This window comes from Fimbriimonas ginsengisoli Gsoil 348 (genome assembly GCF_000724625.1).
Classification (GTDB): Bacteria; Armatimonadota; Fimbriimonadia; order Fimbriimonadales; family Fimbriimonadaceae; genus Fimbriimonas; species Fimbriimonas ginsengisoli.
The window spans coordinates 3,884,735-3,897,181 of record NZ_CP007139.1; the positions used below are offsets into that span (position 1 = coordinate 3,884,735).

Below are 12,447 nucleotides of genomic sequence, written 5' to 3' on the forward strand. Positions count from 1 at the left end.
CCCCTACGCCGAAGGCGTGTAGCCGGCGCTACGCCGAAGGCGTGTAGCCGGCGCCTACGTGTGCCGCCCGCCGTACTTAACCCAGCCCGCGGGTTAGCCCGCCGTCTACCAAGAGGCTCGTTCCCGTGACGTAGCTTGCCGGCTTCGAGCACAGGAACGCCACGGCGGCGGCGATCTCCTCCGGGGCGGCGAGGCGGCCGATCGGGACGTCTGCGCCTTGCTTCGCCAACGCCTCTTCCGGCGAAATCCCCTCGCGCTCGGCTCGGATATCCGCCAGATGACGCTGGCGGTCGGTCAGCGTGCTCCCCGGCAGAACGCCGTTCACGGTGATTCCGTGAGGTGCCAGCTCCAAGGCTTGCAACCGGGTCAAGGCCATCAAGCCCGAACGTAGGGTGGACGAGATCGGGAGGATGCGGCTTGGCTCTTTCGCGACGTAGGACGTGATATGCACGATCCGGCCCCAACCCGCGTCCTGCATCCCCGGCGAGACCGCCCGTACCAGACGCACGATATTCATGAGGGTGCTATCGAACCCCGACTGCCACTGCTCGTCCGAGATCGCGTCGAGCGGGCCTGCGGGCGGGCCGCCGGTGTTGGTCACCAGGATATCGACCGGGCCGAGATCCTGCTGCGTCTGCTCGACCCACCATGCCAGGTCCTCGGCGTCCGATACGTCCACCACGTAGGATCGGGCTTCGTCTCCAAGCTGCGACGTCGCCTGCTCGAGGGTTTCCTCGTTCCGTCCGCAGATCGAAACCCGGCACCCTTCTTGGGTCAACAATTGGGCAATCGCGAACCCGATTCCCTTGCTTGCCGCCGCTACCATGGCGACTTTTCCTTGAAGACCGAAATCCATGGCTCATTATCTCCAAACGCGCCGCCAAAACGTTCTCGAGTTCGGCAAACTCTATGCGTCCAGAATGAGTGATGGAATCTTTGTATTTCACCGATAACTAGAAACAGACGACCACGTCTTCTCCCGATGCCCTCAACGTACCGCCGAACAAGGAATCTCCTGCTCATGGGCTTTGCCCTGGGAGTTGTGGCGCTGATCTTCGTGGGGTCGGTGGCCCGCAATAGCGCCAACGAATTCGTCCGAACTGCCGATCAGGTAACGCAACGCCAGCACGTTCTCGATTTGATCGCCGACTCCCGCAAGGCGCTCAACCGGGCCGAGGCCGAGCAGCGCGGATTTCTACTGACCGGCTCTTCGCAGTATCTACAGAATTACGACACGGCTCCGGCGACCTTTGAGGCGAGTATGGATGACTTGCGTCGAATGCTTGGCGCCGCCGACCCGGACTTGGATCTTGCCGAGCATCTTGGCCGGGCAAAGCTGGATGAGATGCAGGATTGCATCCGCATTTACAAAACGAAGGGTCCTGAGGCAGCCCGCGCCTTGATCGGGACGAATCTGGGCCTGAACCTGATGACTCGTTTCCGGGAGACCATGATCGCGGTGGAGGCCCGGCAACGCAAAGCCCTCGCGACCGCCGCGGCGGAGAACCGGCTAAACCGGACCAGGGTCGAGCGCTCGACGTTCGCTGGCCTGATCTTTACCGGGCTGATCGTCGTCGCTTCGTTATTGGCGGTTCTCCGCGACCTCCGAAAGCGGACATTGGCAGAATCCAGGCTCGAAGCCAACCTTGCCCTGCAAGGCCTGATCTTCGACTCCGTGTCGGCCGCAATCATTGCTACGGATGGAAGCGGCAGGGTAACTCTGTTCAACGCCGTGGCCCAAAGGTGGCTGGGGTACTCGGCCGAGGAAGTCTTCTCAAACCCGGCCATCTTAGATCTGATCCACGATCAATCGGAAGTGGAACAAGCCGCCCGCGAGCTCGAGGCGGAATACGGAGAGCCGGTCTCGCCCGATAACGTGTTTGGATTCAAGCCTCGGCGTGGCTCGCGCTTCGTTCGGGAGTGGACCTTCGTGCGAAAGGACGGGACCCGTTTTCCGGTCCTGTTGTCCATCTCCGCGATACGGAACGCGACCGGCGAGACTCAAGGCCTCGTCGGAATCGCGGTCGACCTGACCCAGGAGAAGGCGGCCCGCGCGGAGTTGGACGGATACGTCCACCGGCTGGAAGCCTCCGCCAAGGAGCTCCAGGAGTCTCGCGACGTTGCGCTGGCTGCGACCCGCACGAAATCGGAATTCCTGGCGAACATGAGCCACGAGATCCGGACGCCGATGAACGGGGTGATGGGGATGGCGCACCTGCTGCAGAGCACCCCCCTCACGGAGCGCCAGAAGGGGTTCGTGCGCACCATTCTCCAGAGCGCGGAGAGCCTCTTGACGATTCTCAACGACATCCTCGATCTATCGAAGATGGAAGCCGGGAAGATGACGCTAGAACACTTCCCGTTCGATCTGCGGATCCTGCTGGAGGATATCTGCGAATCGCAGGCTCCCGCCGCGCATGCGAAGGGGTTGGAGCTCGGCTGCGTGATGCCGCCATCGGTGCCGGAATTCGTCTTGGGCGATCCGGGAAGGCTCCGCCAGATCTTGACGAACCTCGTTTCGAATGCCGTCAAGTTTACGTCCGAAGGGGAGGTCACGTTGAGCGCCAGCGTGGTTCGGCACGGTGCGAACCGGATCACCTACCGGATTTCCGTACGAGACACCGGGATCGGGATCCCTCCGGACCGTCAGGAGCGTATCTTCGAGAGCTTCACCCAAGCCGACGGGAGCACCACGCGCAAATACGGGGGGACCGGCTTGGGACTGACGATCTGCCGGCAGCTCGTCGAGCTCATGGGCGGCGCCATCGGCGTGATGAGCGAACCAGGCAAGGGAAGCGAGTTTTGGCTGGAAATCCCGCTCCACCGTCAGGAATCTCCCCTCCAAGAGGGGAACGACCGCCATGATCTCGGCGGTAGACGGATTCTCATCGCCGACGACAACGCCACCAATCGCATCGTCCTGCGCGAGCTCTTGACCCACTGGAACTGTCAGGTGGTCGAGAGCGCCACCGGTGAGGATGCGGTGGACATCGCCCTCCGGGACCCCCTGTTCGACTGCGTGGTGCTCGACATGCACATGCCGGGGATGGATGGGGTGGAGGTCGCTCAAGCGCTCCGAAAGGACAGCCGGACGTCGGCCATCCCACTCGTGCTTCTCTCGTCGAGCGGCATTAGTCAGACCGAGGCCGAGTCGGAGTCGCTTTTCGACGCGGTCATCTTCAAGCCGATTCGGAGCTCGCCCCTCTACAGCACCATCTCCCACGTTACCGGCGGCGCGCCGCCGGCCGAACCGACGGCCCCGTTCCTAAGCTTAAGCGGCGAAGAGGCGCACATGGGGACGCTTCGGGTGCTTGTGGTAGAGGATAACGTGGTCAACCAGATGGTGGCCACGGAGCTACTAGAGAGCTGGGGTTGCCAAAGCGAGACGGCGGATAACGGCGCCGCGGCCGTGGCCCTGTATGGCCACCAACGGTTCGATGTCATTCTTATGGACGTCCAAATGCCGGTGATGGATGGCTACGAGGCAACCTCCGAAATCAGGAGGATGGAGGAAGGAACCGGCCGTCACATACCGATTTTTGCCATGACGGCCAACGCGATGAGCGGCGACCGCGAGCGGTGCCTGAAGGCCGGAATGGACGGTTACCTGTCCAAGCCGCTGCAGCCGAGCAAGCTGAGGGAACGATTGCTGGAGGTTGCGACGGAAGTAAAGGAAGAATCGATGAGTACGAACGAAGAACTACACGAAGATGTGCCGCTGTTCGAAGCGCAGCGTCTGGATGAGACATGTGCCGGTAAGGCCTCTCTTAAGCTGCGGGTCATCGAACGCTACATCGCGACCTCCAAGGCGGGAGCCGATGCGATCGAAGCGGCGGCGGCGGAAGGGGATGCGGTCGCCCTCGCCTCCGCTGCCCATGGCTTAAAGGGAAGCAGCCTTACCGTCGGCAGCCCCTTGCTGAGCGCGCTCTGCGAACGCATCGAGCACAGCGCCCGTGAAGGCAGGATCGACGCGCAAGCCGCCACAATGGTGAGGCCAAGCCTACTTCGCCTGTACGGAGCGTTGGAAAAGCTTGCCAAGGAGTTGCTCCCTACCGTATGAGAATCCTCGTCGCCGATGACGACGAAGTGTCAGCGCTTGTATTAAGCGAGCGTTTGGAAGATCTTGGTTACCAAGTTTCGGTCGCCCGCGACGGCGCCGAGGCGTGGTCGCACATGCAGCAAGCCGACTACCGCCTGCTCATCCTCGACTGGATGATGCCGATCATGGACGGCATGGAGCTGTGCCGGAGGGTTCGCCAGCAGCAAAGCGATTCGTATACCTACATCATCCTCCTTACCGGGCGCACCGATCGCCGGGACCGCTTGGAAGCCCTGGAAGGAGGAGCCGACGACTTCTTGACGAAGCCGCTCGACCAAGCGGAATTCCTGGCCCGGTTAAAGGCCGCCGCCCGGGTGCTTTCCTCGGACGAGGCGCTGCGTCTCTCCAACCACGAGCTTCAGCTCGCCCGACTGAAAGAGCTCGAGATCGGCGCGCATATCCAGCAGCGCCTGCTTTACTCGCCCCCCCCGACCTCGGTGCAGGCGATCCGTACCGCCAGCCTCAGCATTCCGTCGCAAAGCGTCGACGGCGACTTCTGCGATTTCTTCGAGCTGAGCGATGGAGCGGTCGACGTCGTCGTCGGCGACGTGATGGGGAAGGGGGTCCCCGCGGCGATGGTGGGGGCCGGGGTCAAAACGAATCTTCAGAGGTCGCTTCTTCGGCTGTTAGTGAAGGATCCCGATTCGCTTCCTCGACCGGCGGATTTGATCCGGGATTTGGCCGGGTCAGTTTCCGCCGAGCTTATCGAGCTTAATACGTTCCTCACCCTTTGCTACGCCAGGTTCGACGCCCGCCGAAACAAGCTCGCTTACGTAAACTGCGGTCATCCGAAGATCATCCACTGGCGAGCTCGGGCTGGAGCGATCGAACTGCTGGAAACGACCGCGGTGCCTCTGGGATTCTCGGACGAGGCGGAATACGAGGAGCGCGAAGTCGATTTGGAGCCGGGCGACCTCATCCTGTTCTATTCGGACGGAATCACCGATCTTCACCAGCCAGAGGGTGGCCGCCTCGGCATCGCCGGATTTGCCGAATGGGTGGCTCCTCGAGCCCACTTACCGCTGGAGGATCTGATCGCCGAGCTGGTATGCCTCCGGGACGCCTCGTTGGGGGAGGGGTTGATGCGCGACGATTTCACCTGCGTCGCCGTCCGTTTCGTCGGCTCCGAAGTTGCCAACGAAGACGGCCTTTCGCTCTGGGCCGATAGCAGCGCGCTTCGCAAGGTCCGATCCTACTTGGACGACCTGATTCGCGCAACTCCATTCCAGGATCGAGACCGTGCCGAGATCCTCTTGGCCGTGCAGGAAGCGGCCAGCAACGCCATTAACCATGCCCGCAAGGGACACCACGCCCTCCCTCTTCACGTTCAGGCGAAGACTTCGGCCGATTCGTTGCGGATCGACCTTCGCTATCCCGGAGTTCCTTTCGACGCCACCGAGGTCCCTCCGCCGGTGCTGGACGGCTCGCAAGACAGCGGCTTTGGAGTGGCGATCATTCGTAAGTGCATGGATCTGGTCACTTTTGGCGTGGATAAGGACCTTAACCACGTTGTGCTAGAAAAACGATATCCGAGGTAGAACGAGCGAGATGGGTTTGACGATCGAGACGAAGGACACTTCAGGCGCAATCGTGGCCAAAGTGGCCAGCGACAGCCTTGAAACGGATAACGTGGCCGCCTTTCGAGCCGCGATGGCCCCCATTCTGGAGCGGTCGCGCAACATCGTCCTCGACCTTTCGTCGGTCGGCTTTATGGACAGCACCGGCCTCGGCTCGCTCCTCTCCTGCCTGAGGACCGTTAAGTCGAACGGCGACACAATGAAGCTCTCCAGCCTCACCCCCGAAGTCCGCCAACTCTTCGAAATGGTCCTCATGGACCGAGTCTTCGACATCTACCCCGACGAGTCGGCTGCGCTCGCGGCCCTGGCGTAGGCGCGCCTTCGAGCTTTCTTAGTGTAGTGTCTCGTCAATCTCAGGTCAGCGTAGATGCCTCCCGAAGCGTTGGAACAACGCGTCGTCGGGAGGCTAAGCCCCTTCCCGACGATCATCACGACACGTGGTCCCTATAGTGATGATGATCGTCGGCAAGCGGCTACACGAGCGGCTTGCCGAGGAAGCGGCGGCCGGGAAGGTTGAAGGGGCACCGAGGATCGGAACTTGATGCGCTGTGGCGCGGTGCCGGGACCTCTTTGGGTGCACGATCCCAACCAGATGGAACCGGTTTAAAAAAGGTTGGGATTTCGTTGCTTTGAAATGCCCAAGATGCCGGAAAACGACGCTCCGCACCACTGACCAGGTGGTCGTCCAAAGGGCTCCAGACTGGCGTTGAAGGTGCCCGGAGTAAACGTAAATTCAGATTCAAATGAGCCCCGATGACGGCGAAGATGCGCGGGGTAAAATAGTTGGGCGACTACGACGGAGAGATGTCGGAGTGGTCTATCGAGGCGGTCTTGAAAACCGCTAGGGCGCAAGTCCTCAGGGGTTCGAATCCCCTTCTCTCCTCCACGTATTGAACGGCCTTATCGGTTAGGTTCGTCGGGCTTATCTAGCCGGATTGCTTCTAATCGGTCTGCCTTTTCCTTATCGCTTCGAAGGAAGCGGGAAAAGATGATGAACCCGGTGACGGCGACCCCGACGATCACGAACGTCCCGATGGCGATCACCATCAAAAGGGAGGCGTTGCTCATTACGGATAAGTCTATCCCCTCCAGCCCGGCCTCACCCGCCCGCCTATAATCAGGCATGCGCATCGCGTGCGTCCAGTGCAACGTCGTTTTCGGCGACCCGATCGCCAACGCCACCGCCGGCGCGGCTCGACTCAAGGGGTTGAAGGGGGAAGGGGTCGACCTTGCCGTGTTTCCCGAAGCGTTCCTCACCGGCTACTGCGTCGAGTGCCAAGCCGACGCCGACGCACTGGCCATCGCGGCCGGCGAGGCGCCCCACGCGGCCCTTACCGTCTTTCGCGATGCTTGCGACGCGAACGATATTCTCGCCGTGGTCGGTTTCGCCGAACAGGCCGAGGGACATCTCCACAACTCCGCCGTTCTCTTCGAACCGGGAAAGGAGCCCCGGATTTACCGGAAGAGCCACCTGCCCGACCTCGGACTCGATAAGTATGTTCGCGCCGGAAGCGAGCTGCCGGTTTTCGACACCCGGCTTGGGCGCATTGGAATCTTGATCTGTTTCGACCTTCGCGCCCCGGAGGCGACGCGCGTTTTGGCGATGCAAGGGGCCGAGATCCTATTACTCCCGACGAACTGGCCGGAAGGAGCAGAAACCTCGGCCGACCATATCTCCATCGCTCGAGCGGCGGAAAACCGGATCTTCGTCGCGACCTGCAACCGAGTCGGCGAAGAGAACGGCTTTCGGTTTATCGGCCGGAGCAAGATTATTCATCCCACCGGACGCGTCCTTGCCTCGGCCGGCGATGCAGAGGCGACTCTGATCGTGGACGTCGATCTGGCCGAGGCGCGCCAAAAGCGGACGGTCAACATCCCCGGCAAATACGAGGTGGACGTCTTCGAGAGCCGTCGTCCGGAGCTTTATGGGGAGCTTATCAAGGACGTCTAAAAGAGCTTCGTGAACCGGATTCCCTTTCTAGACGTCCACCTTTAGTCATGCCTGGTAATCTGGCATGTCACTGCGTCGTATGATTTGACGTTGAGGTAGATCAAAAACCATGGTTTCAAGCCTTTTCCACCGGTTCCGCGCGTCCACCGGCGCACTTTGCGCGGCGACGCTGACCGCCCTTGCCGCAATCGTTATCGGCTGCGGAGGAGGAGGAGGCGACGGTGGAATGACCGGCGGCGGCATCACCACCTCCACGGCGAGTGCTAGTGCCAGCGCCAGCGCGAGCGCTACGGCAAGCGCCGGGACTACCGCCACCGCTTCGGCCGGAACGAACGCCGGGGCCGGCGCGGGGGTGCTCGCCCCGAACAAGATCTACTACAGCGAGCAGGCTGACACCGGTATCTCGGTTCGCTCGATCGATCCGAACGGCTCCGCCGCTTCGGATGCGCAGTTCGATCTCCTGCCGACCGGCTTCGAAGCGCTCGCCGTAAATTCCAAGGATAACCAGCGCTACTTCGCCCAGCGAACCAGCGATTTGGCCAACCTCGGCATTTACCGCAACGCCACCGTCAACATGACCGGTGCGAGCGAGCTCGTGGCTCCGACCTACGCCTTCGTCTCCTCCATGCAGGTGTCGCTGGACGGCACGGTGCTGTACTACGTCGCCGCGAAATCGGGCGATATTCAGCCCGCGCTATACAAACTGGCGCTGACGCCCGGCGCCGCGCCCGTCAAGCTCGATAGCGCTTGGACCGCGCATATCAGCCCAAGCGGAACCTTCGCGGTCTACACCAAGCAGGTCGCCGACGCGGGACCCACGAAGATCTTCGTTAGAGGACTCGCCGACGGAGCGACTCCGACTCAGCTCACTACAGGGGCCACCTTCGAGGATGCGCCGCAGTGGAACAAGCAGGGAACCCGCATCGTATTCGGCCGATCCACGGACGGCGCGATCTACGATGTGTGGTCGATGGCGGCTAACGGAACCGGACTGCAGCAGATCACGGACACCGCCGACGTAAGCGAGGATTCACCCACCTACAACCAGGCTGGCGACATGGTCGCTTACGTCGCAGACTCCTCCGACTTCGCCAAGAAGGGACTCTTCCGGAACTCCGTCGCCGGGGTCAACCAGGGCAAGGTGCCGGTGAAGCAAGATCCTCAGATCCTTCCGGGAGCCTACTGGAGCGGTTCCAACGGCCGATCTCGCGCCGCCTTGGCCGCGTACCTCGCGAGCCACCGAAAGGATAAAGAGAAGCCCGCGGGTAAGTAAGAGCCCGGCTCCGACAAAAAAGTGCCCACGGTCCAAGTCGGTCCGTGGGCAAAGTTAGGAGTGGTTTCTCAAACGGTCTTATTGGTGTCTTTTGGAGAAGGCGACCGCTTGCAATTAGAATTCTAGAGCAGCCGTCCGTCACCCACAAGTCGCGTCTGGAGGGTAGCGAGTTTGCGCGACTCAGATCAGCTCATACCGGGTATTCCGCCGTCGCGGCTCGTATCCGCCTTCTTCGATAACTCGTTCGAATGAGGCCGCATCGAGAATGAATTTGTTGCCCGCGGCGGAGACGACGTTCTCCTCGATCATCACCGACCCGAAGTCGTTCGCTCCGTACCCCAGAGCCGTCTGTGCGATCTTGGGGCCCTGGGTGAGGATCGACACCTGGAAATTGTCGACGTTATCCAGGAAGATCCGCGATACCGCGACGGTTCGCAGGTAGTCGAGTCCGCTCGCCTTGTGGGAGACAGGCAGCGCCGTATCCTCGGGCTGGAAGTTCCACGAGATAAAGGCCCGGAACGGGTTGCACTCGTCCTGTAGGTCGCGGATGCGGCCCAGGTGCTCCACCCGATCTTCCAGAGTCTCCACGTGGCCAAACATCATGCTCGCGGTGCTTCGAATTCCAAGGGCCGCGGCCGTTCGCATGCAGGCGAGCCACTCGTCGGTGGTGTCTTTGTAGGGAGCGATGATCTTGCGTACGCGGTCCACCAGGATCTCGCCGCCGGCGCCGGGGATCGAGTGAAGCCCCGATGCCTTCAACCGGCTCAGCGTGTCGTGTAGCGAAAGCCGGGAGATGTGGGCAATGTAGATAATCTCCGCGGGGGAGAGGGCATGGAGGATGACGTTTGGGAACCGCGCCTTGATCGAGCTGAAGATCCCCTCGTAGTATTCGATCTTCAGTTTTGGGTTGAGCCCACCTTGGAACAGAATCTCGACTCCGCCCTTGTCGACGGTGTCCTGGACTTTGCTCAGGATCTCCTCGTCGCTCAGCAGGTACCCCTCGGGGCTGTTCGGCACGCGGTAGAAGGCGCAGAACTTGCACCGGACCCAGCACACGTTGGTGTAGTTGAGAATCCGTCCGATCACGTAAGTGACGGTGCGTCCGGGCACTTTTTGCTGCCGCCTAGCGTCGGCCAACGCGGCCAAGTCGAGCGGATTGGGATGGCGGTAGAGGAAAAGCGCCTCTTCTGCCGTGATCCGCTGCCCGGCGTAAACCTTATCGGCAATCGTATCGATCGAAATCCGCTCAGGAGCCAAAGTGGCCATTTCGATCCAAGTGTACCTTTCAAATCGTCAGTTTTCACCAAATAGTGAAAACTGAGGGCTCTCTTGGAACGGGCGAGAAGGTAATATTGGGTGGTCGAGGAGCGTTGCGATCTCTGTGGAGACTAGGCTCGACATAGCCCGGAAGGGTTGGCAACGGCGCTCGTGAGCATCTCGGCTCACGGGCGCTTTTTGCGTTCGGAGTCGACAAGGAGAACGACGATGAGTAGCGCAACTATTAGTTCGAACGACGCCCAGGCGGGAAGCCTGCGGCAAGACTTCTATGTCGCGGACCTGAGCCTCGCGGATTGGGGCCGGAAGGAGATGCGGATCGCCGAGACGGAGATGCCGGGGCTCATGGCGATTCGCGAGGAGTTCGCGGCGAGCAAGCCGTTGACGGGAGCACGCATCGCGGGCTCGCTGCACATGACGATCCAGACGGCGGTCCTGATCGAGACGCTGACCGCGCTTGGCGCAGAAGTGCGCTGGGCGAGCTGCAACATCTACAGCACGCAGGATCACGCGGCGGCGGCGATCGCGGCGACGTCGGTTCCGGTCTTTGCCTACAAAGGGGAGAGCCTGGACGACTACTGGGAGTACACCCACCGGATCATGGAATGGGCGGACGGCGGCACTCCGAACCTCATTCTCGACGATGGCGGCGACGCCACCCTGCTCGTACTGCTTGGCAGCCGCGCCGAAGAAGACGCGAGCGTCATCTCGAATCCGACGAACGAGGAAGAGGTAGCCCTCTACGCTTCGATCAAGAAGCGCCTGGCCGAAAAGCCGGGTTACTATGCCCGCCTGAAGGAAGCGATCAAGGGGGTTAGCGAGGAGACCACTACCGGGGTCAAGCGGCTGTACCAACTCCAGAAGGAAGGGCGGCTGCCGTTCCCGGCGTTCAACGTGAACGACAGCGTGACCAAGAGCAAGTTCGACAATCTGTACGGGTGTCGCGAATCGCTGGTCGACGGGATCAAGCGGGCGACGGACGTCATGATCGCGGGCAAGATCGCCGTGGTTTGCGGGTACGGCGACGTTGGGAAGGGATGCGCTCAAGCCTTGAGCGCCCTTCGCGCTCAGGTTTGGATCACCGAGATCGACCCGATCTGCGCCCTTCAGGCGGCGATGGAAGGGTACAAGGTCGTAACGATGGATTGGGCGGCGGACAAGGCCGACATCTTCGTCACCGCGACCGGAAATCTCCATGTCATCAACCACGATCACATGGCGGCGATGAAGAACAACTCCATCGTTTGCAACATCGGCCACTTCGACAGCGAGATCGACGTCGCCTCGTTGAAGCAGTACCAGTGGGAAGAGATCAAGCCGCAGGTCGACCACATCATCTTCCCGGACGGAAAGCGGATCATCCTCCTCGCGGGGGGACGGCTTGTGAATCTCGGTTGCGGGACCGGGCATCCGTCGTACGTGATGAGCTCCAGCTTCGCCAACCAGGTCATGGCGCAGATCGAGCTATGGACCAAGCCGGGCGAGTACGCGCCGGGCGTGTACGTTCTTCCGAAGATCCTCGACGAGAAGGTGGCGCGTCTGCAGCTTCAAAAACTGGACGCCCAACTCACGGAGCTTCGTCCGGAGCAAGCGTCGTACATCGGCGTCGATCCGGCGGGCCCGTACAAGCCGGACATCTACCGATACTGATCCTCCGGCTCCGGGCTCCCTCTCCCTTCGTTGATGCATGTGCAACGAAGGGAGAGGGCTGGGGTGAGGGATGCAAGAATGCGAAAACACCGGCGAAGCTGCTCCGAAGGCGCGACTGAACGCGCGCGCCAGCTTCGCCAAGAGATGACTTCTAGCGAAAAGCGGTTGTGGAAGAGTCTCCGCGATCGGCGGCTGGAGTTTAAGTTTCGACGACAATATCCGATCGGCCCTTACACTCTCGACTTCTTTTGTCCGGAGGCGGGCATCTGTATAGAGGTGGACGGCGATAGCCACATCGGACGGGAAGCTCGGGACGCTTTCAGGGACCAAGCACTTTTGGATCACGGGATCGTGACGATACGAATTGCGCTTCCGACTCAGTGGGATTGGACATCGGGCACATCCGATGGCTAATCTTGGAGGCTTGCCGTCAGAGAGAAGGCTGAGGGCGTTCGTCCAGGCTACCTTTGCTGGTCGTCAAAGCAGGGTTTTTGCATCCCTCACCCCGGCCCTCTCCCTTCATCGGCACATGCATCCGACGAAGGGAGAGGGGGGCCCGAGCGTAGCTTTCTGGGCGATTTAGGAAGCCTCTGGTCGAGGTAGGTTTTGCATCCCTCACCCC

10 protein-coding genes, 1 tRNA gene and 1 riboswitch are annotated in these 12,447 nt (G+C 61.2%); of the genes, 8 read left to right on the plus strand and 3 right to left on the minus strand.

Annotation, left to right across the window (positions count from 1 at the left end):
• Positions 1-76: 76 nt before the first annotated feature.
• On the minus strand, positions 77-856 hold the full coding sequence (locus tag OP10G_RS17360; RefSeq protein ID WP_025229171.1) for an SDR family oxidoreductase: 780 nt from the start codon (positions 854-856) through the stop codon (positions 77-79).
• 165 nt (positions 857-1,021) lie between these two features.
• On the opposite strand from OP10G_RS17360, the gene OP10G_RS24910 reads away from it, so the two are divergent.
• The 4 genes from OP10G_RS24910 (at position 1,022) to OP10G_RS17380 (ending at position 6,562) form a co-directional block, all read left to right on the plus strand.
• On the plus strand, positions 1,022-4,060 hold the full coding sequence (locus OP10G_RS24910; protein ID WP_025229170.1) for a hybrid sensor histidine kinase/response regulator: 3,039 nt from the start codon (positions 1,022-1,024) through the stop codon (positions 4,058-4,060).
• On the plus strand, positions 4,057-5,637 hold the full coding sequence (locus tag OP10G_RS17370) for an ATP-binding SpoIIE family protein phosphatase (protein ID WP_025229169.1): 1,581 nt from the start codon (positions 4,057-4,059) through the stop codon (positions 5,635-5,637). Before OP10G_RS24910 ends, OP10G_RS17370 begins: the two co-directional genes overlap by 4 nt.
• A gap of 10 nt (positions 5,638-5,647) precedes the next feature.
• Entirely contained in the window at positions 5,648-5,989 is a 342-nt protein-coding gene (locus OP10G_RS17375; RefSeq protein WP_025229168.1) for an STAS domain-containing protein, read from the plus strand.
• Between the two features lie 485 nt (positions 5,990-6,474).
• A tRNA-Ser gene (locus tag OP10G_RS17380) sits at positions 6,475-6,562 on the plus strand.
• Between the two features lie 14 nt (positions 6,563-6,576).
• Here the strand turns inward: OP10G_RS17380 and OP10G_RS26980 are convergent.
• Complete coding sequence (locus OP10G_RS26980) at positions 6,577-6,744, minus strand: hypothetical protein (RefSeq protein ID WP_158409273.1); 168 nt, start codon at positions 6,742-6,744, stop codon at positions 6,577-6,579.
• A gap of 55 nt (positions 6,745-6,799) precedes the next feature.
• Between OP10G_RS26980 and OP10G_RS17385 the strand changes: the two genes are divergently transcribed.
• A complete protein-coding gene (locus OP10G_RS17385; protein ID WP_038473289.1) occupies positions 6,800-7,627 on the plus strand; it encodes a carbon-nitrogen hydrolase family protein in 828 nt (275 codons plus the stop codon).
• Positions 7,628-7,736: 109 nt separating this feature from the next.
• A complete protein-coding gene (locus tag OP10G_RS24915; protein WP_025229166.1) occupies positions 7,737-8,900 on the plus strand; it encodes a TolB family protein in 1,164 nt (387 codons plus the stop codon).
• Between the two features lie 180 nt (positions 8,901-9,080).
• Here OP10G_RS24915 and mqnC read toward each other — a convergent pair whose 3' ends face one another.
• Complete coding sequence (gene mqnC, locus OP10G_RS17395) at positions 9,081-10,166, minus strand: cyclic dehypoxanthinyl futalosine synthase (RefSeq protein ID WP_025229165.1); 1,086 nt, start codon at positions 10,164-10,166, stop codon at positions 9,081-9,083.
• A 90-nt stretch (positions 10,167-10,256) separates the two neighbouring features.
• Positions 10,257-10,335: riboswitch (S-adenosyl-L-homocysteine riboswitch) on the plus strand.
• Between the two features lie 50 nt (positions 10,336-10,385).
• Here mqnC and ahcY point away from each other — a divergent pair.
• Both ahcY and OP10G_RS17405 read left to right on the plus strand, forming a co-directional pair.
• Entirely contained in the window at positions 10,386-11,825 is a 1,440-nt protein-coding gene (gene ahcY, locus OP10G_RS17400) for an adenosylhomocysteinase (protein ID WP_025229164.1), read from the plus strand.
• Between the two features lie 78 nt (positions 11,826-11,903).
• Complete coding sequence (locus tag OP10G_RS17405) at positions 11,904-12,239, plus strand: endonuclease domain-containing protein (RefSeq protein WP_025229163.1); 336 nt, start codon at positions 11,904-11,906, stop codon at positions 12,237-12,239.
• Positions 12,240-12,447: the final 208 nt, after the last annotated feature.